General features: G+C 69.1%; 21 protein-coding genes and 1 tRNA gene. 17 read left to right on the forward strand and 5 right to left on the reverse strand.

Annotated features, from left to right (window positions below; genetic code table 11):
- Positions 1-513: 513 nt before the first annotated feature.
- Positions 514-1,728 (reverse strand): phytase, encoded by a 1,215-nt coding sequence (locus ACFQV6_RS11850; RefSeq protein WP_378027462.1) that lies wholly within the window; start codon positions 1,726-1,728, stop codon positions 514-516.
- Positions 1,729-1,850: 122 nt separating this feature from the next.
- Here ACFQV6_RS11850 and ACFQV6_RS11855 point away from each other — a divergent pair.
- The 9 genes from ACFQV6_RS11855 (at position 1,851) to ACFQV6_RS11895 (ending at position 9,088) form a co-directional block, all read left to right on the forward strand.
- Positions 1,851-1,922: transfer RNA gene (locus tag ACFQV6_RS11855), tRNA-Lys, on the forward strand.
- Between the two features lie 108 nt (positions 1,923-2,030).
- Positions 2,031-2,582, forward strand: coding sequence for a DUF2199 domain-containing protein (locus tag ACFQV6_RS11860; protein WP_378027463.1), 552 nt, complete (start codon positions 2,031-2,033; stop codon positions 2,580-2,582).
- 33 nt (positions 2,583-2,615) lie between these two features.
- Positions 2,616-3,059: a GNAT family N-acetyltransferase gene (locus tag ACFQV6_RS11865; RefSeq protein ID WP_378027464.1), complete on the forward strand. Its 444-nt coding sequence runs from the start codon at positions 2,616-2,618 to the stop codon at positions 3,057-3,059.
- A 100-nt stretch (positions 3,060-3,159) separates the two neighbouring features.
- The gene (locus ACFQV6_RS11870; RefSeq protein WP_378027465.1) at positions 3,160-5,541 is read left to right on the forward strand and encodes a putative bifunctional diguanylate cyclase/phosphodiesterase; all 2,382 of its coding nucleotides are present in this window, start codon (positions 3,160-3,162) and stop codon (positions 5,539-5,541) included.
- A 123-nt stretch (positions 5,542-5,664) separates the two neighbouring features.
- A complete protein-coding gene (locus tag ACFQV6_RS11875; RefSeq protein WP_378027466.1) occupies positions 5,665-6,111 on the forward strand; it encodes a helix-turn-helix transcriptional regulator in 447 nt (148 codons plus the stop codon).
- A gap of 4 nt (positions 6,112-6,115) precedes the next feature.
- Positions 6,116-6,535 carry a VOC family protein gene (locus ACFQV6_RS11880; RefSeq protein ID WP_378027467.1) on the forward strand — a complete coding sequence of 140 codons (420 nt, stop codon included), beginning with the start codon at positions 6,116-6,118 and terminating at the stop codon, positions 6,533-6,535.
- A 125-nt stretch (positions 6,536-6,660) separates the two neighbouring features.
- On the forward strand, positions 6,661-7,800 hold the full coding sequence (locus tag ACFQV6_RS11885) for a hypothetical protein (RefSeq protein WP_378027468.1): 1,140 nt from the start codon (positions 6,661-6,663) through the stop codon (positions 7,798-7,800).
- Positions 7,801-7,881: 81 nt separating this feature from the next.
- Positions 7,882-8,523 carry a dihydrofolate reductase family protein gene (locus tag ACFQV6_RS11890; RefSeq protein WP_378027469.1) on the forward strand — a complete coding sequence of 214 codons (642 nt, stop codon included), beginning with the start codon at positions 7,882-7,884 and terminating at the stop codon, positions 8,521-8,523.
- Positions 8,524-8,650: 127 nt separating this feature from the next.
- Positions 8,651-9,088, forward strand: a complete 438-nt coding sequence (locus ACFQV6_RS11895) for a hypothetical protein (protein ID WP_378027470.1) — start codon at positions 8,651-8,653, stop codon at positions 9,086-9,088.
- Here the strand turns inward: ACFQV6_RS11895 and ACFQV6_RS11900 are convergent.
- The gene (locus ACFQV6_RS11900; RefSeq protein WP_378027471.1) at positions 9,082-9,918 is read right to left on the reverse strand and encodes a L,D-transpeptidase family protein; all 837 of its coding nucleotides are present in this window, start codon (positions 9,916-9,918) and stop codon (positions 9,082-9,084) included. The two genes, ACFQV6_RS11895 and ACFQV6_RS11900, sit on opposite strands and share 7 nt — an antisense overlap.
- Before the next feature lie 132 nt (positions 9,919-10,050).
- On the opposite strand from ACFQV6_RS11900, the gene ACFQV6_RS11905 reads away from it, so the two are divergent.
- Both ACFQV6_RS11905 and ACFQV6_RS11910 read left to right on the forward strand, forming a co-directional pair.
- Positions 10,051-10,683 carry a CGNR zinc finger domain-containing protein gene (locus tag ACFQV6_RS11905; RefSeq protein ID WP_378027472.1) on the forward strand — a complete coding sequence of 211 codons (633 nt, stop codon included), beginning with the start codon at positions 10,051-10,053 and terminating at the stop codon, positions 10,681-10,683.
- A gap of 43 nt (positions 10,684-10,726) precedes the next feature.
- The gene (locus ACFQV6_RS11910) at positions 10,727-11,506 is read left to right on the forward strand and encodes a zf-HC2 domain-containing protein (RefSeq protein ID WP_378027694.1); all 780 of its coding nucleotides are present in this window, start codon (positions 10,727-10,729) and stop codon (positions 11,504-11,506) included.
- Between the two features lie 16 nt (positions 11,507-11,522).
- On the opposite strand, the gene ACFQV6_RS11915 is transcribed toward ACFQV6_RS11910, so the two are convergent.
- The 3 genes from ACFQV6_RS11915 to ACFQV6_RS11925 all read right to left on the reverse strand — a co-directional run bounded on the left by ACFQV6_RS11915 (position 11,523) and on the right by ACFQV6_RS11925 (position 12,728).
- Complete coding sequence (locus ACFQV6_RS11915) at positions 11,523-11,756, reverse strand: hypothetical protein (RefSeq protein WP_364235719.1); 234 nt, start codon at positions 11,754-11,756, stop codon at positions 11,523-11,525.
- Between the two features lie 62 nt (positions 11,757-11,818).
- The gene (mscL, locus tag ACFQV6_RS11920) at positions 11,819-12,268 is read right to left on the reverse strand and encodes a large conductance mechanosensitive channel protein MscL (RefSeq protein WP_378027695.1); all 450 of its coding nucleotides are present in this window, start codon (positions 12,266-12,268) and stop codon (positions 11,819-11,821) included.
- Between the two features lie 106 nt (positions 12,269-12,374).
- Positions 12,375-12,728, reverse strand: a complete 354-nt coding sequence (locus tag ACFQV6_RS11925) for an STAS domain-containing protein (RefSeq protein WP_378027473.1) — start codon at positions 12,726-12,728, stop codon at positions 12,375-12,377.
- Between the two features lie 162 nt (positions 12,729-12,890).
- Between ACFQV6_RS11925 and ACFQV6_RS11930 the strand changes: the two genes are divergently transcribed.
- From ACFQV6_RS11930 to ACFQV6_RS11955, 6 genes are read left to right on the forward strand one after another with little or no spacing between them, the layout of a single operon-like run.
- Positions 12,891-13,748, forward strand: coding sequence for an STAS domain-containing protein (locus ACFQV6_RS11930; protein ID WP_378027474.1), 858 nt, complete (start codon positions 12,891-12,893; stop codon positions 13,746-13,748).
- Between the two features lies 1 nt (position 13,749).
- A complete protein-coding gene (locus ACFQV6_RS11935) occupies positions 13,750-14,166 on the forward strand; it encodes an STAS domain-containing protein (protein WP_378027475.1) in 417 nt (138 codons plus the stop codon).
- Positions 14,163-14,567, forward strand: a complete 405-nt coding sequence (locus ACFQV6_RS11940) for an anti-sigma regulatory factor (RefSeq protein WP_378027476.1) — start codon at positions 14,163-14,165, stop codon at positions 14,565-14,567. Before ACFQV6_RS11935 ends, ACFQV6_RS11940 begins: the two co-directional genes overlap by 4 nt.
- Complete coding sequence (locus ACFQV6_RS11945) at positions 14,564-15,595, forward strand: SpoIIE family protein phosphatase (protein WP_378027477.1); 1,032 nt, start codon at positions 14,564-14,566, stop codon at positions 15,593-15,595. Before ACFQV6_RS11940 ends, ACFQV6_RS11945 begins: the two co-directional genes overlap by 4 nt.
- Positions 15,592-16,941, forward strand: coding sequence for a sensor histidine kinase (locus ACFQV6_RS11950; protein ID WP_378027478.1), 1,350 nt, complete (start codon positions 15,592-15,594; stop codon positions 16,939-16,941). Before ACFQV6_RS11945 ends, ACFQV6_RS11950 begins: the two co-directional genes overlap by 4 nt.
- Positions 16,938-18,506 (forward strand): SpoIIE family protein phosphatase, encoded by a 1,569-nt coding sequence (locus ACFQV6_RS11955; protein ID WP_378027479.1) that lies wholly within the window; start codon positions 16,938-16,940, stop codon positions 18,504-18,506. The genes ACFQV6_RS11950 and ACFQV6_RS11955 overlap by 4 nt, the downstream gene beginning before the upstream one ends.
- Positions 18,507-18,539 lie beyond the last annotated feature (33 nt).

The following is an 18,539-nucleotide window of genomic DNA, read 5'->3' on the forward strand; positions in this document are numbered from 1 at the left end:
AGCTAAGCCCGCCAGCGCCGATGGTACTGCACTCGGGAGGGTGTGGGAGAGTAGGACGCCGCCGGACTCAAACATGAAAGAAAGGCCCACCCCGGACGGGGTGGGCCTTTCTTTTTGCCCAAAAACAGGCGACCCGGTCCGCGGAACAGCACTTCATACCCAGCCGGCTCACCCGGCTGGCTCACAGCGGGGTCCTGCGGCCCGAAAAGCACCCCTCACGCCCAGCCGGCTCACTCGGCTGGCGCCCAGGGGGGCCTCACGGCCGGAAAGGCACCCCTCACGGCCAGCTGGGTTGCTCGGCTGGCGCCCAGGGGTGCCTTGCGGCCGGAAAGGCCCCGCTCACGGCCAGCTGGGTTACTCGGCTGGCGTCCAGGGGGGCCTCACGGCCGGGAAAGCCCCGCTCACGGCCAGCTGGGTTGCTCGGCTGGCGTCCAGGGGGGCCTTGCGGGCGGAAAGGCCCCCCTCACGCCCAGCTGGGTTGGTCGGCTGGCCGTGGGAGGGGTGTTGTGGGGATCAGGACGGGAGTCCGAGGCGGCGCCAGTCGACGTACTTGAAGTTGGTGCTGGTGCGGTCGTCGTTCGGCACGTTCTCGCCGTCGTGGAGGACCAGTAGGCCTCTCGGGTAGCCCGGCAGCGGCTCCGCGGTGGCAGCGGCTCCGTCAGAGTGCTGGACGCCGTCTACGCGCGGGCCATCCGTCACCGAGAAGATCGTCAGTGGGCGGTTGGTGCGACGGTCGTAAACGAAGAAGCGGCTGTCACCCTGGCTCGAGACGATCAGGTAGCCGTCCCGCTTACCCGTCGGGTAGATCGTGGCGCCCTCCACATCAGCGCTGATACGCCCGCCGAATCCGGGGTCATTCGCGGTGTCGAGGACACACTCCTCGGACTCGGGGTCATAGGCGCCTGGGACACCGAACTCGGCGACCCTCTCGACGATCCGCGGGAGGCTGCTGAAGGTCCCACCCCGCAGGCTGATCCGCCACAGTGCGACGTCCTCCTGAGCGGCGTACAGCACGCCGGCGGCCGCGTCGACGATCATGCCCTCCACCTGGGGGTCCTCGCCCGGCTCGGCGCACGGCGACCAGCTCGTGCCGTCCGGGAGGCGGAACTCCCGCGGAAGGTCGAGCGTGTCCGTCGTACGATAAGAGACCTTGCCGTTTCGTTCTTCAAGCCGGAAAATGCCGAGCCGGGTGCTGTGCCGGCGGCTGACCACCGCATAGCGGTCGTAGAGGGCAAGACCGTAACCGGTCGCCTGTTCCTCCACCTCCGCCTCGTCCTTGGAGAAGAGCAACGGCACGTCAGCCGAGGTGATGTCGGTCAGGCCACTCGCCTCGATCCGGTAGACCCGCAGCTTGTCCAGACCGCGATCGGTCACCACAGCGATGTCCACCAGACGCCGGCCCAGCTTGAAGCCGGACAGGATGTCGACGTTGTTGAACCGCCCACCCGCAGGCGTCGCGATCGACTGCACCTCACGGCCACCCAGATCGTAGACACGCAGCCCACCGTTCTTGGCGGTCCCGATCACCAGACTGCGCCGCTTGTCGGCCTTGTTGATCCAGATCGCGGGGTCGTCCGCATCCGCGTCACCACCCGCCTCGTCGTCGAAGAGCGAGGGAGTCTCGACGGTCGCGCTGATCTCCCGGGCGGGCCGCTGCGCGGCCTGAGCAGGTGCGGCGGCAAGGGTGGTCAGTGCGACCAGAGCGGCAAGGCCGGCAGTACGATGCATAAGATCGAAGCGTTCCGGATGAACCTGACCTCAGGGTGGCCGCGGCTTTAACACCGCGCGCGCGACAAGGGGGAGGGTGCATGATGTCCGTGCGGAACACGGGCCGGTACCCTGACATCCGCGGGCCGCTAGCTCAATGGCAGAGCTGAGGACTTTTAATCCTTAGGTTCGGGGTTCGAATCCCCGGCGGCCCACTGTAATGCCTGGTCAGTGCTGATTCCTCGGCGCTGGCCAGTTCTGTTTCCGGGACCCGTACAGCAGCGGCTGATACGTTGTGCGCCGCATGAGGTGGGAGAGGCGTTGTGAGCAGAATCCGTGACTGGTTCCACAAGCGCGACGGTGCGACCGCGGCGGGAATGCGGCAGGCCGCCGATCTGTGTTCCTGCTGCGGGCAGCCGAGGGATATTCGTGACCGGCATGCGCGGTTCCAGCTGCCTGACGCCGTCCTGGAAACCCGCCGGCAGCACCGGGTACGAGGCGCCCGGCTGAGTCATGCAAACCCGGATGTCTCGGTGATGATGCAGATCCCCGGGGTGGGCGACTTTCTGCGGGCGCTGCTTCCGGTGACGTTGACCGGTGACTTCAGTGCCACGTTCGGAGTCTGGGTCGCTGTCGATTCCGCTGACCTCGAGCGGGCCTCCGCGGTGTGGTCACAACCGGAGTATCAAGACCTGCGGCTTCAGGGCCGGCTCGCGAACGCACTTCCCGTCTGGGGCCTGCAGTCCGCCCCGGTCGCGTTGGAGGTGCGCGACCCGGAGCAGACGCCGTACTGCGTGTCCAGTTCTGATCCTGGTCTGGCCAAGGTGCTGACAGAGGTCTGGCCGCATGAGGATGTGCTGCCTAGGCTGCCTTGAGTTCAGCCGGTTCTTTTCCCTGGGAGAGCTCCGATGACCCCGCGCACCGCAACACCCGCCGACCACGACGCCGTGGTCGAGCTGGCTGCCGCCTTCTACGCCGAGGACGGCTTTGCCACACCCCGGGCCGAACTCGCCGCCAACCTGCGCGTTCTAATGGCGGCCCAGACCGCCCGGGTGGCCGTGATCGACCTCGACGGCGCGGTTGTCGCGTTCGGCATCACCACCACGGTGTTCGGGCTCGAGAACGGCCTGGTCGCTGAGCTCGAGGATCTGTACGTCGCACCACATGCCCGCCGCCGGGGCCTCGCCCAGCAGTTGATCGACGACAGTGCCGACTGGGCCCGCGCTCTCGGCGCGCCCCACCTGAACATCACCATCGCCCCGAACGGCCTCGACGTGTCGCATCTGCTGCGCTACTACGCCGCCCGCGGTTTCCGCGACGAGGGCCGCAGCATCATCACCCTTCCCCTCTGAGCGGGCCGGCGGCCCCCTTCGCAACAGAGGCCGGACGTATCGGTGAACGTCAAACGTTCGGGGGAGATCCGCTTCACATCGTGCTCGCTACTGTCGGGCCGTGACGCGGGAAGTGCTTCAGCCGACGGCTCGCCCGACCGCCGATTCAGTCGACACATTGGAGGACGGAACCGCCCAGCGTTATCTGCGGGCCACCATCGCCGTCGCCGTGCTGGGCACCGTCTGGTGTGTTGCCTACCTGGCGGGCAGCGCCGGCACCGAAGCGCTCGCGTATGTTTTCGTTCCGGTCGGTGGCGCGCTCGCGGCCGTGTCCGTCCATCACCTCTCTCGCCGGAATTTCGGCTTTGATCCCGTCGCCGCGCGGTTCTGGCGGGCCATCATGCTTGCCGTCGGTGTGATCACCATCGGGTACGCCTGGCTGGCTCTGGACATGCTCACCCACGCTGCCGAGGCCCGTACCCGGAGCATGCCGGCGCCTGCCGCGGCCTGCGTGGCCATCGGTTTCCTGATCGCCTTCTGGGCGCTGGCCCGGGTCCCGGTCGTCCCGTCCGGCGGTGTCGAGCGGTGGCGCATGGTGCTGGACCGGATGATCGCGTTCCTCGGCTGCGCGGCCGCATTGTGGTACGTCGGGCTGGCTCCGATGCTGTCCGCACGCGAGCCGTGGAGCCGGCAGGCGATGCTGCTCGTCGGACTCGCTTTCCTGGTCGCGGTCGGTGCGGCGACGAAGGTTTCGTACATCGCGGGCGGCCCCGTCGACCGGGTGGCGATGCGGCTCATCGCGGCCGCCGGCGGCGTTCCGGCCGGAGTCGTCGCCGTGCTCGCGGTGCAGTTCGGCTACATCGCCAGTGTCCCGGCTCAGGCGATCGTGATGCCGCTGGCCCCGGTGCTTGTCACCTTCGGCGTCGCGGCACAGAGTCGGGCCGATCACGGGCTGCGACGCGATCCGGCCCGGGTTGGCGTGCTTCTGCCGTACCTTGCCATGATTTTGGTTGATGTTCCCTTGATCGCCGTTGCGTTCGGGGCGCCGTTGCGCTGGCCGGTCCGGGTTGTTCTGATCGCCGCCGTGGTGGTGACCGCGCTTGTCATGGTCCGGCAGTACCTGGCCTCCCGGGAGAACGCCCGGCTGCTCCGAACCTCGCGTGTTCAGGAGGACCGGCTCCAGTACGAGGTCAGCCACGACGGTCTGACCGGCCTCGCCAACCGGGCGCTGTTCCGCGACCAGCTCACCAGCGCGCTCGCCACGGCCGGCTCGGTCTCGGTGCTGCTCGTCGACCTGGACGACTTCAAAACCGTCAACGACCTGCTCGGGCACGGTGTCGGGGACCGGCTGCTGGTTTCGGTCGCGCGCCTGCTGCGGGCCGAGGTGGGCAACGACGGCCTGCCGGTACGGGTGGGTGGCGACGAGTTCGCGGTGCTGCTGAGCGGTGCCGGCGCCGACCCCGAGGACCTCGCCGAGCGGCTGCTGGCCGCACTCTCCCACCCGATCAGTGAGCACCGCCTGCTGGTGCAGGCGAGCATCGGTATCGCGGCCGCCGAGCCTGGCGCCACCGCGGACTCGGTGCTGCGGGACGCCGACGTCGCGATGTATACGGCCAAGCAGCGAGGGAAGGCGAGTTTCGTACGCTATGTGGACGGTATGGGCGAGCCTGTCCTGGCGCACATGCAACTCGGTGGCGAACTGCGGCGGGCCCTGGACAACAACGAGTTCCGGGTGGTCTACCAGCCGATCGTGCGACTGGACTGCAACCGCCTGATCGGGGTCGAGGCCCTGGTGCGGTGGCATCACCCGACCCGTGGCGTGGTCAGCCCGGCCGAGTTCATCCCGGCCGCCGAACGTACCGGCCTGATCGTGCCGCTGGGCCGGTTCGTGCTGCGCGAGACGTGCCGCCAGGCGGCAGCGTGGTTGGCGGAGTTCGGTCCGGACGCGCTGAAGGAGGCCGGGCTGAACGTGTCCGCCCGGCAGCTGCACGACCCCGACTTCGTGCACGACGTGGTCAGCGTGCTCGCCGACAGCGGTCTGCCCTGTGAACGGCTGGTCCTCGAGGTGACCGAATCGGCGGTGCTCCGCGGCCAGCAGGTGTCCCGAGCGCTGTACGAGCTCGATCGGATGGGCATTCGCCTGGCCCTGGACGACTTCGGCACCGGCGAATCGTCGCTGAGCCTGCTGCGTGCCTTCCCCGCCGCGATCGTCAAGCTGGACAAGTCGTTCGTGGACGGCATCGAGATCGACGACGGCCGTCCCGCCGCCGTCGACGCCCGGCAGGCGGTGGCACGCGCGGTGATCCAACTCGCTCACGCACTGGGCCTGGACACCGTCGCCGAGGGGATCGAAAGCGCCGAGCAGGTGGCGGCGCTCCGCGAACTGGGCTACACCGTCGGCCAGGGCTTCCACCTTGCCGAGCCGATGACCGCCGACGGTGTGTCGCGCCTGCTGGCTCTCCAGCAATCGGCAGCCGACTCTCCCGAGACCGTAATCTGTTGAGACGTGACTCAGTTCTGACCGGGACTTGCGGTGGGTAATCCCGCTGCCTTGGCGCAGTCGAGCAGGCGCCGTAGAACATAAAGTTCCACACTTCCACCGCGACCGTCGATCTAGCATTGTGGCGTGAGTCGAGAGGTCGAGGATCTCAATCGCCGCCTGCTCCGGGCCCGTGACACGATCGATCTGGCGTATGCCGGGCCGCTCGACGTTCGGGCCATCGCCGCGGTGGCTCACCTGTCGCCGGCGTACTTCAGCCGCTGTTTCCGTACGGTGTTCGGCGAGACACCGCACCGCTACCTGCAGCGGCGGCGGATAGAGCGGTCGATGTTCCTGTTGCGGGAGACCGGCCGTAGCGTCACCGACGTCTGCTCCGAAGTCGGCTTCAACAGCCTCGGCACGTTCAGCCGTACGTTCCGGGAGATCGTCGGGGAGACTCCGTCGGGCTACCGCCGCGATCACGGACCCTTCGTCGTGCCGACCTGCGTCCAGATGGCGAACGCCCGGCCGCGGGACGCGACACGACTGGGCAGTTTCGGAGAAGCCGCCGCCGAGTCGTCTTCTCTAGCCTGACGGGGTGATTACGAAGCTGAACGTCACCTCCATCTACGTCCTCGACAAGGACGAAGCGCTGGACTTCTACGTCAACATGCTCGGGCTCGAGAAGGGCAACGACGTCCAGCAGGGCTCCTACCGCTGGCTGACCGTCCGCGTCCCCGGCAACGGCGGCACTGAGATCTCCCTGGAGCAGCCGGGCCCGCCGCTGCACGACGAGGCGACGACCGAGCAGCTCCGCGAGCTGATCGCGAAGGGCGCACTGCAGGGTCTCGTCCTCAACACCGATGACGTCCGGGGACTGTACGAGACCCTCAAGGCTCGCGGGTTCACCGACTTCACCCAGGCGCCCGCCGACCACTTCTACGGCACCGACATGGGCCTGCGGGACCCGTCGGGCAACGCGATCCGAATCCTCCAGCAAGGAGACACGGCGGGCTGATCGACCGCGACATGGACGATGTGGTAAACGGGTTCATGCCCAAAAGTCGTGGTCGTCCCACGGGACGGAGAAAGCCGAAGCGTCCACAGCGTCCCGTGCGCGAGCTGCTGTTGGCGGACCGGTTGATGCGTGACGCGGTTGTCATCACGTCCGAGGGAAACGTGCTCGAGGTCGAGCAGTGGGCCAGCGTGTGGCTCGGTGAGGCATGGCGGGCCGCCGGCATCGGTGAACGAGAGCCGGAGCGACTCCTCCAGATGGAGGTGGTGGTCAGGGCGTCGAATCGGCCGTCGGCGGACGGTTTGGCTGCTCTGGCGGCGCTGCGGCGTGTGGCGGCGCCGGATGATTTCGCGGTGCTCGACGGCACGGTGGAGATCCTGTCAGAGGATCAGCCGCCGCCGTCGTGGTTCGAGGCGCCTGCCTTCGAGGCGGTTCGGGCGTGGCGCGCGGTGGACGTCTGGGACAGTGAGCGGGTGCTGTTCGTCGAGTACGGCGGTCCCGCTCCACACAGTTTGGTCGCCCAGATCTCGCTCGCCGGCGGTGTGCTGGTCCAGAAGCTCGCGGTGCTGCCGCCTGATGCGGCATCGACCTGGGGTCAGCTTCGCGGCCAGGATGACATCCCGATGCCCGCCGTCGAGTGCCCGGTCGACGAGGTGCTGACGGAATTGGCCGATGCACTGCGGACCACGGACATGACCTGGCCCCGTAACGATGACGACGAGTTCGTCAATCTGCGCGCACTGGCCTGGTCCAGGTGCCGGCCTCACCTTCCGGGGATACGTGACTGGCAGCCGATGGGTGACGCCGAGCGGAACCAGCTGCTTGACGACTTCAGCCCGCCGGACGACACGGTGGCGAGGTCGCTGGCCGACCTGTTCCTGGACTACGGCGACGGCTACATGAGAAGTGGCGCCTTGTTCTGGAGCCCCGATCAGGTGGAGTTGTTGCTGACCTACTGGCTGCCGCGGAAGGCGGTCCTGGACGCCGAGCAGCGTGCCGCGCTGCCTGACGTGCTCCGGCGCTGGATCCGGTTCGCCCTCGAACGCCGTGGGGTTGACCCGCGGTGGATCAGTCCGGTGGTCGAGGCCGTCGACACCCATCTCGCGGAGTTCAACGAGTCTTTCGACGACACCGTGACCTGGGGCCCCGCCAAACAGATCACCGCGGAGCTCGCCGCGCGTGGCGTCGACCTGTCTGACGAGGGCGCGGTCGGCGATGCGATGCGCCGGCTCAACGCTGAACGCCTCGCCCGTCACCTCCTCGAATGACCGCGGCCGGCGCGATTAGTTCGCGCCCGTACCGGGGTCTTCAATGGTGACGGGAACGAACCGCGACACCTGGAGGACACCATGGGCCTGATCCACATCGACCTGTTCGCGACGCTCGATCTGGTGGCGCAGGCGCCGGGGGATCAAGAGGAGGACCCGGAGGGCTTCCCGTTCGGTGGATGGCAGGCGCCTCTGTTCGACGAGACTGTCGGGCAGCATATGGGCGCCGGCATGCAGGGCATGGACGCCCTGCTCCTGGGCCGCCGGACCTACGACATCTTCGCCGGGTTCTGGCCCGGCCAGGTCGACGGCGTGGACGGTGGGATCGCGACGCTGTTCAACAGCATCCCGAAGTATGTGGCCTCGCGCGGCCGGCCCGATCTGAGCTGGGCGGGCTCGACGCAGCTGGGCGCCGACCTGGCGAGCGCCGTCCGGGATCTGCGGGACAGGCATCAGCACGTTCACGTGATCGGCAGCCTGGACCTGGTGCAGACCCTCCTGCGGGAGCGCCTCTTCGACCGGCTCAACCTGTGGATCTTCCCGATTGTGCTGGGCGTGGGAAAGAAGGTGTTCGACGGGGGTGCGGTGCCCGCCAACCTCGAACTCCTCGAGCCCCCGGTGACCTCGGCCAAGGGCGCCGTGCTCCTGAGGTACGGCGTCGGCGCCGGAACTCCCGGCACGGGCGACATGCGACGGGAGGACCGGGGGACTCTGTCGGATTAGCCCGGAATGGTAGAACGCAGTGCTTACCGACAATTCACTCACCGTAGGGGTGTATTCACTGGTTTCGGCGGGCCGGGCGTGCCAGGGTCGAGTAGGCCGCGCCGGGTGGTCGAGATCGGAGAGTCGGGTGTCCGAGTACGAACCTGAACAGCTTGCGGCCGGGTTTCGGTCGATGAGCATGCTGGCCGGGCTTGTGGAGCGGGGCGGGCGGCCGGCGGCGGTCAGCCCGACGGTGGTGTTGCGGCCCGGGGAGCAGCAGTACGGGTGGTTTCCGGTCTATGTGGCCGGCGCGGGCCGGCGGCTTGCGGTGATCACGAGTCAGCGGCTGATCGTCGGGTCGCAGGAGTACCTGTTGCGGTCGGTGGCCTCGCTGCGGCCCCGGCCGGAGGAGTGGACGCTGGTCCTGGAGGTGCACGGCTCGCGTGAGGCCGTGACGATGCGCGGGCCGTGGGTGCCGTGGCTGGGCGTGGTGATCTGCTCCGAGCTTTACGGGACGGCGTGGCCGCCGAGCATGAGCGTCATCCCGGGTCCGCGCCGCCGCACCGAAGAGCTGGTTATTCAGTAGACCCAGACGCGCGTTTTGATAGGGAGTGCGTCGTTCTTCCACATCCAGTTCATCGCGGCGACCGAGACGCGCGCGCAACCGTGTGACGCCGGATAGGGCGGGATACTCGGGGCACCGTGCACGGCGATGCCGCCGTTGAAGTATTTCGGGCGCCACAGCATGCCGAGCGGGGCGTTGCGCCAGCCGTCGATCTGGCGGCTGACCTTGAACTTGCCGCGGGGTGTGTCGGCCAGGTAGGTCTGGCCCTCCTGTTCGTAATGCTCCATCGAGCCGGTCGACGTGTTGAAGACCTGGCTGACCTGCCCGTTGTCGACGAGAAGCAGCAGCTGGCGCTTGAGGTCGATCTCCACCATCTTGCCGCTGGTGGACTTCGCCTTGGGGCGGACACCCGCGTCGAGCGCCTTCCGGGTCTTCACGCCGACCGTGCCGTCGCGGCCGATGCCGGCGGCTTTCTGCAGCGCGTAGACCGCCTGCTGCGTGGTCGAGCCGAACTTGCCGTCGGCCTTGCCCATCCAGTAGCCGAGTTCGGTGAGCCGGTTCTGCAGCGCGAGGACTTCGGCGCCCTTGGCACCGGATTTGAGCTTCTTCGGCTTCGCCGCAGGCGCCGAGGTGGGCACGGCCGAGGGGGGAGCGCTGGGCGAGGACGGTTCGGCCGAGGCGGTGGGCACGCTTGCTGAGGGCGTTTCGGGTACGGTCGGAGCTGTACCCTCCGCGACCGAGTTACCCGAGTCGGCCGTGCCGCCCGAGTCGCCCGAATTGCCTGAGTCGCAACCCGCGGCTAGCGTCAGCGCCGTCACTGCGGCGACGGTCATCGCCAGGACTCTCCGCACGGGCCCTCCCCTGCTGGTGGTCGGGTCATTGTAGAGACCCATTCACAATGGTCCACGGCGAATTGGTGATCATCCACTCGGCAGGGTGGCCCGCGAGGGACAGGCGTAAAAAGAGCCGAGTACCCTTTGGCTATGTCATGGAAGGCCAGCGCCCGGCACGGCGTCCGGGAGGCGCCCGGTGGGTTCGCACTCGTCCAGGAGTTGCTGAACACGCGCACCGCGATGGCGTACGGGCCTGATCTGCTCGGCGCGGCCGAGGACGCCCAGTGGTGGGTGACCGAGGCGCTCGGCACCTGGTCGCGGGTCTCCGGTCTGCCGGCGCCGACGCTGCTGCTCTCCGCCACCGATCTGCGTTCGCTGCGCCGCCTGCGTACCGCCTTCGAGAACGTGGTGCTCGCCGGGGCCAACCCCGAGCCCGACGGTGCACTGCCACCCGCCGACGTGCAGGTCAGCCTGGTGCCGGCCGCCGACGGCTGGGTCCGGTTGGTGCCGACCGGACGGGGCACCCGCTGGCTGGCCTCGGCGCTCTGGGCGGAGGCGCTCCTGGCGCAGCAGGCGGGGCTCTGGCCGCGGCTGAAGCTCTGCCACAACGCCGCCTGCCGGGCTGCCTTCTTCGACACCTCCCGCAACAACAGCGGCGTCTGGCACGACGTCAGCACCTGCGGCAACACGGCAAACCTGCGGGCCTTCCGGGAGCGCCGCCGGCTGCTGGGCCACACCGGCGACCAGCAGGCCGGAATGATGCGGGCGCCGGAAACCCGCTGACCTCGGGTGGAACCAGAGCGTGTCCTGGGACGACTATGGGGACATGGGATGTGAGCGGTGGCGCGAGATGCTCTCCGCGCAGCTGGACGGCGAGGACGACCCGGTCATGCGGCCGCTGGTCGACGAGCACCTGGCGGGGTGTGCCGGCTGCCGGGAGTGGCTGGACCGGGCGGCGGCGGTCAACCGGTTGACGCGGACCGCGCCGGTGGCGGCGGTGCCGGATCTGAGCGCGGCGATCCTGGCGGCGCTCCCGGTCACCGAGCAGCCGCGGCGCCGGTGGCGGTTCCCGGTGGGTGCCGCGCTCTACGTGGCGTTGGCCCTGGTCGGGACGGTTCAGCTGATCTTGGGGCTGACGCAGGTCGGTGGCGGGGTGAGTGCCGGGCACGAGCACACCGGGCTGAACGCGACGCCGGGGCACCTGTGGCACGAGTCGGCCGCCTGGAACGTCGCGGTGGGTGCCGGTTACCTCTTCATCGCCTTACGCCGGACCCGGCCGACCGGCCTGGTGCCGATGCTGAGCGCGTTCGTCGCGATGTTGCTGCTGCTCTCGGTCAACGATCTCACCGGCGGCCGGGTGGACGTGACCCGGCTGGTCGGCCACGGCTTCGTGATCGTCGGTTATCTACTGGTGGTGGCGTTGTCCCGGGGTGCCGGTGGAGCGGTCCGGCCGCCGGGTGACCGGGTCGGAACCGGCTGGCGGGTCCGGTTCGACGCGCCCGCCGACGATGTCCCGGAAGAGGCGGCACCACGACCGGGGCTGCGGCTGTTGCCGCCGCCGTCCGGTCCGCTGACCGCCTCGCACGAGGATCGCCGCGCGGCCTAGCGTCAGCTGGGCGGGTTCAGCGGGCGGGTGGTCGGACGGAGAGCTCGCGCCACTCGTCCGGCCCGGCGAGCAGGGCACGCACCATGTCGAGAGCGGCGTCCTCACTGTCGTACTCGAAGAAGTGGGAGACGCCGTCGGAGCCACCGGCGCGCTGTTCGACATACCACTGGTCGCCGCTCGTCCGCAGGTACACATCCTTGCGGGCGAGACGTCCCCACTTGCCGTTCCACCAGTGCTTTCGCTGCTCCATCCCGGCACTGTATCGAACATCTGTTCGAACAGTGCCGGGAGGGCGGATCTTTTTGACCCGGGTCAGCGGGGCGGTTCCTGGTGGTGCCGGCCGAGCACCTCGTCCAGGGCGCTGTTGGGAACCTGGTGGCCCTGATCGCGCAGCAGCGCGTCACGGATCTCGGTGAGCAGCTTGACCTCCTCGCTGGGCGACTTCGGCGGCGGCTCCTCGCCGCGGCGGCGGCGCTCGGCCAGCCGGTTCAGCGGGAAGACGACCAGGAAGTAGAGGACGGCCGCGGTCAGCGCGAAGGTGATCAACGCGTTGATGAAGGACGCATAGTCGAAGTCGACTCCGTCGACCGTGAACTTGCCGGCCTGGAGGCCGGAGCCGCCGCCCATCAGCTGGATCAACGGCTTCAGGAAGGCGTTGGTGAAGCTTGTCACCACGGTGGTGAAGGCGGCACCGATGACCACGCCGACCGCGAGGTCGACGACGTTGCCACGCATGATGAAGTCTTTGAAACCTTGGAACATCTTGCTCACGGGCACTCTCCCGGGGGGCGGTTGTCGTCCGGCAACGGGTGCCCGCCGCCGGTCGGCGACAAACTACGCCGACCGGTCGGCCCGGGAAATATCGAGGTCAGTCGAGCGCGGGTTCGTCGGCCGCAACGGCCTCGTCGACCGACGGGTACGTGTGCAGCACCTCGACCAGCCCGCTCACCTCGAGAATGCGCAGCACGCCACGCTGCGGGGCGGCCAGGCGGACCGTGCCGCCGGCGTCGTCAGTGCTGTTCTTCGCCCGGACGAAGACCGACAGCCCGGTGGAGTCGCAGAACGACACCTCGGCGAGGTCGAAGACCAGGCGGGTCCGGCCCTTCTCCAACAGATCACTGATCTGATCCTGGAGCTGGGGGGCGGTTGCCATGTCCAGCTCACCGGCGACTGACACGACTACTACGTCGCCGCGTTGTTCCGTTTGTACCGTCAGGGACATTCGCCGACCTCCAGTTATTGCTGAACGGTACTCCACGTACCGGGGGATGCGCAGAACGGGACGAACCTTGATCGAGCCATTACTTGGTCTACAGCAAGTAATGAACCCTCTGATGGTAAAGTCCGGCCGTTGTGAACTGATCGTGTGGTGGGGAGACAAGCGATGCCGCTGAGTCCGGAGGAGGCGAATCGCTTCGCCGACCTGCTGGAGCGTCACGCGGAGCCGCTTGCGGCCCGCTGGACCGAATTGTCCGCTGCCGGTCTGAAGGGCCGGCTCAGTAGTGCCGAACTTCAGCGGCAGACCGCCGACCTGCATAAGAGCTTCCAGCAGGCTATCGGCTCGGGATCCAGGGATCTGAACGACGAGGCGGCCACCGAGCTGCGGGCTCAGCTGAGCGAGCTGTCGAGCAGCCGCGCCCGGCAGGGTTTCAGTGCCACTGAGACGGCCACGAGCGTCTACGCGCTCAAGGAAGCGATGCTGGCCGTGCTCGGCGACCAGAGTAACGTCGCCACTCTCCGTGACTACGTGGCGTTCTCCGCGTTCGTGGACCGGGCCGCGCTCTTCACGTTCGACAGCTACGTCCGGGTTCGCGAGGCGCTCATCGCCGACCAGGCCGAGCAGCTGCTCGAGCTCTCCACACCGGTGGTGAAGCTGTGGGACGGCGTGGTGGCCGTGCCGCTGGTGGGGACGCTGGACTCGGCTCGGGCCCAGGTGGTGATGGAGCGCCTGCTGCAGACGCTGGTGGACACCGGCTCGCCGTACGCGATCATCGACATCACCGGCGTGCCCGCTGTCGACACCCAGGTGGCGCAGCACATCCTGAAGACCGTGGTGGCCGCCCGCCTGATGGGCGCCGACTGCATCATCTCCGGCATCCGGCCGCAGATCGCGCAGACCATCGTCGCGCTCGGCATCGAGTTCGGCGACATCGCGACGAAGGCCTCGCTCGCCGACGCGCTGCGCTACGTGCTCGGCCGGACCAGCTACAGGGTCGTGGCGTCCAAGCGAACGGAGCGCTGAGGTGGAGCGCGTCCCGGTCCTGAAGATCGGCGACATCCTGCTGGTCTCCATCCAGATCGACATGGAGGACCAGGTCGCACTCCAGCTGCAGGAGGACCTGGCCGACCGGATCGTGGCGACCGGCTGTCACGGCGTGATCATCGACATCAGCGCGCTCGACATCGTGGACTCGTTCGTCGGCCGTACGCTGGCGACCATCGCCTCGGTCTCCCGGGTCCTGGACGCCGAGACCGTCGTGGTCGGCATGCGCCCGGCGGTGGCGATCACCCTGGTCGAGCTGGGCCTGTCGCTGCCCGGCATCCGGACGGCGCTCAACGTCGAGCTGGGCATCGAGATGCTCGCCCGTAACCGCGAGGCCGACCTGGAGTTCGACGACGACGAGGATGAGGCCGACCCGGCAGCGGTAACCACGCCGTGAACGAGGAGAGCCAGCAGATCCCGGTCGTCACCGACCAGGATGTCGTCCGCGTCCGGCAACTGGTGCGTACGGTGTCGGTAGCGGTCAAGCTGTCGCTGGTGGACCAGACCAAGCTGGTCACCGCCGCGAGTGAGCTGGCCCGCAACACGCTGGTGTACGGCGGCGGCGGCTTCGTCGAGGTGACCCGGGTCCACAACGATCGCCGGTCCGGCATCCGTATTGTTTTCGCCGACCAGGGTCCGGGAATCGTCGATCTGGAGCTGGCACTGACCGACGGGTACACCACCGGCGGCGGTCTGGGTCTCGGCCTGAGTGGTGCGCGTCGTCTCGTCGACGAGTTCGACATCCAGACGGAGCCGGGTAAGGGTACGACCATTACCGTTGTCAAGTGGTGCCGATGAGCGGAGGCGCGGTGGCGTCGTTACCCGAGGGACTCCTGGACGCTGGGGTCTGGTTCCGGGTCGAGGCCGCCGAGACGGCTGCTTCCGTACGGCGGGCGGCCGAACGGCTCGCCGGTGCGCTCGGCATGCCGGAGAAGCGCATCGCCGACCTGGCGATAGTCGCCGCCGAGGCGGCCGGAAACCTGGTCAAGCACGCCGATCAGGGCCTGGTCCTGGTCCGGACGGTGCGGACCGCCGAGCAGGCCGGCGTCGAGCTGATCGTGATCGACAGCGGGCCCGGTATGGCCGACGTCGAGCGGGCGCTGGGCGACGGCCACTCCACGGCGGGCACTCTAGGCATCGGGCTCGGCGCCATCCTGCGCCAGGCCAGCCGGTCCGATCTGCACTCGATTCCGGGCAAGGGCACCGTTCTGGCCGTGCAGGTGTGGCCGACCGATCCGCCGGAGCCCTCCTGGGCCGCGGGACTGACCCGGCCGATCACCGGTGAGACGGTCAGCGGTGACGCGTTCGCCGTCCGCGAGGCCGACGGCCGCCGGCAACTGCTGGTCTGTGACGGCCTGGGGCACGGTGGCCTGGCCGCGGCGGCCTCCACCGAAGCGGTCCACAAGTTCCTGAAGACACCGGCCGCCCCGCCCGCCGTGGTCGTGGAGGCACTGCACCGGGCTCTGGGGCACACCCGCGGCGCCGCACTCGCGGTCGCCGAACTGGACCGCGAGGCCGGCCTGGTCCACTACGCCGGCCTCGGCAACATCTCCGGCACGGTGTTCGGGCCGGACGGCACCCGGCGCGGCATGGTCTCGATGCCCGGCATCGCGGGGCACCAGCGCCGGCAGATCCGGGAGTACGACTACCCGCTGGCTCCCGGCTCGATCGTGCTCATGCACAGCGACGGCGTGGTCGACCGCTGGCGGCCCGCCGAGTACCCGGGCCTGTTCAGCCGGTCTCCCGAGGTGATCGCCGCCACCGTGCTGCGCGACGCCGGGACCCGCCGTGACGACGCCGGCGTTCTTGTGGCGCGATCGTCATGACCGGCGCCGCCGAGTCGCTGATGCGGATGCGTCTGCGGGTCGCGCAGGACGTCTTCGCGGTCCGGCAGCTCGGACGGGAAGTGGCACGGGCGGTCGGACTGGAGACACAGGACCAGACCCGGGTGGCGACCGCGCTCAGCGAAGTCGGCCGTGTGCTGCTCGCCGCGGGGCAGGACACCGAGGTGGCGTTCACCGTCGACCTCCACGGGGTACCTACCCTTCAGGTGACGATGGAGCACCCCGCTCCCGGCGAGGCGGGCCGGCTGGCGGAGCAGCTGCAGCAGGTCGGCCGTCTGGTCGACACGATGGAGGTCGACGATGGTGGTTCCGGTACGGTCGTCCGGATGGCTCGGCGGTTGCCGCCGGGTGCACCTCGGCTGACTCCCGGCCGCATGGACGACATCCGCGCAGGGCTGGCCCAGCACGTGCCCGGCACCCCCCTCGACGAGCTCGCGGTGCAGAATCAGCAGCTCATCGCGGCGCTGGACGAGGTGCGTGCGCAGCGCGACGACCTGGCCCGGCTCAACGCCGAGCTGGAGGAGACGAACCGCGGCGTGATGGCCCTCTACAACCAGCTCTCCGAGGAGCTGGAGGAGACGAACCGCGGTGTGGTCGCGCTCTACGCGGAGCTGGACGAGAAGTCGGTGCAGCTGCGGGCGGCGAGTGAGGCGAAGAGCCGGTTCCTGGCGAACGTCAGCCACGAGCTGCGTGCCCCGGTCACCGCGATCATCGGTTTGGGACGGTTGCTCACCGACTCGGGCTCGGACGACCTCACCGAGGAGCAGGACCGCCAGGTGGAGCTGATCCGCACCTCGGCGAGCGACCTGCTGACCCTGGTGAACGGGCTGCTCGACCTGGCCAAGGCGGAAGCCGGCCGGATGGAGCCGAACTGGTCCGACGTGGACCTGAGGGCGATGTTCGGCCAGTTGCGCGGCACCCTGCGCCCGCTGGTGACCCGTTCGGAGGTGGACTTCGTGGTCGAGGAGCCGGCCGTGCCGGGTATCCGCTCTGACGAGGTGCTGCTCGCCCAGGTACTGCGCAACCTGCTGACCAACGCCCTCAAGTTCACCGCGTCCGGCGAGGTGCGGCTGAGCGTGCGCCCCAGCGGTGGCGACCTGGAGTTCATCGTCTCGGACACCGGTACGGGAATCCCGCCGGAGCTGCACGAGCGGATCTTCGAGGAGTTCTACCAGGTGCCGGGCAGCAAGCCGGTGAGCGGCAAGGGCACCGGCCTCGGCCTGCCCTACGCCCGGCGGCTGGCCGGCATCCTCGGCGGCGGCCTGCGGGTCGACTCGGTACCCGGCTCGGGCAGCGTCTTCACCCTGCAGTTGCCGGCCGAGTCATGAACGAGACGACCCGCGGCACACGGCCGGTGGACACCCACGGGCGGGCCACCGTTCTGGTGGTCGACGACAGCGCCACCAAGCGGTACCTCCTGGTCAGCTGGCTGACCCGGGCCGGGTTCTCGGTGCTGGAGGCGGAGACCGGCGGTGAGGCGCTGAGCCGGCTGCTCGAGTCCGACGCCGATCTGGTCGTGCTGGACGTAAAGCTGCCGGACATGAGCGGCTTCGAGGTCTGCGAACGGATCAAGACCGACCCGCGGTACGGCGTACTGCCGGTCATCCACGTCTCGGCGCACGCGGTGGACGTCAACGACCGGACCCAGGGGTTGAACCGGGGCGCGGACGCGTACCTGGTGGAACCGATCGAGCCGGACGAGCTGATCGCGACCGCGCAGGCGGTCCTCCGCTACTACCGGGCGCGCCAGCGGGCCGAACTGCTCGCCGAGCGGATGGTCCGGCTCGCCGAGACCACCCTGGCGATCAACTCGGCCTCCACCCTTCCCGCGCTGCTGGCGGCGGCCGCCGAGGGCGCCAATGACATCTTCGGCGGCCCGGTCGCGGTGGTGGCGGAGACCTCCGAGGGCGAGAGTCTGGCCGCGGTCGGCAAACCCGCCGCGGTACGCCGGTGGGCGGTGCCCAGCCATCGGGTGGCGGTCGGGTCGCTCGTGCGTACCGACGAGACCGCTGACTGGGACGTCGCGCAGTGGCCGGAGGGCGAGACGGTGGCAGTCGCGGCGGCGCGGCTGCGGATCGACCGGCCCCCGGTCTACGTGGCCGCACCGGGCAGCTCGCAGACGCCCGGATTCCCGGTGCTGCGGCAGCTCTCCCAGGCGGTCGCGGCGGCGGTGGAGGCGCAGCGGTCGTTCGACGAGGAGCACCGGATCGCGGTCACCCTCCAGCGCAGCCTCCTGCAGTCGCAGCTGCCCGACGTTCCCGGTGTGGAGCGGGCCGTGCTGTACGAGCCGGCCGGCGCGCAGACCGAGGTGGGCGGCGACTTCTACGAGCTGACCGTGCTCAACAACCAGCTGATGGTGGCGATCGGTGACGTGGCCGGGCACTCGCTGCACGCGGCCACGGTGATGGCCGAACTGCGGCACGCCGTCCGGGCGTACGCCGTCGAGGGTCACCCGCCGGGCGCGGTCCTGGAGCTGGCCAACCGCTTCATGCGCACCGTGCTGCCGGAGGACTCCGCCACGCTCTGCCTGCTCACCATGGAGCCGGCGACCGGCCGGATCCGCATGGCCGGTGCCGGGCACCTGCCACCGCTGGTGCACGTCGACGGCGAGGTCCACTTCCTGGAGCCGCGCGGGACGCTGCTCGGCATCGACGGGCCGCCGCGCCACGAACTGGAGTACACGTTGCCGCCCGGCGGGACGCTCGTGCTCTACACCGACGGCCTGATCGAGCGCCGGGACGCCGACATCGACGAGGGCCTGGCGGCACTGGCCTCCTGCGCCGGCGAGGTGGAAGCGGACCTCGACGTGTTCTGCCGTCGCCTGCTCACGCAGCTCGCGGGGGCCGGCGAGAAGGCGGACGACATCGCGGTCGTCGCGCTGCGCCGCAGCTGAACCTCCGGTGGGACATCGACGGCTTCCTTGACG

The sequence above is a fragment of the Actinoplanes sp. GCM10030250 genome, assembly GCF_042666575.1.
GTDB lineage: Bacteria > Actinomycetota > Actinomycetes > Mycobacteriales > Micromonosporaceae > Actinoplanes.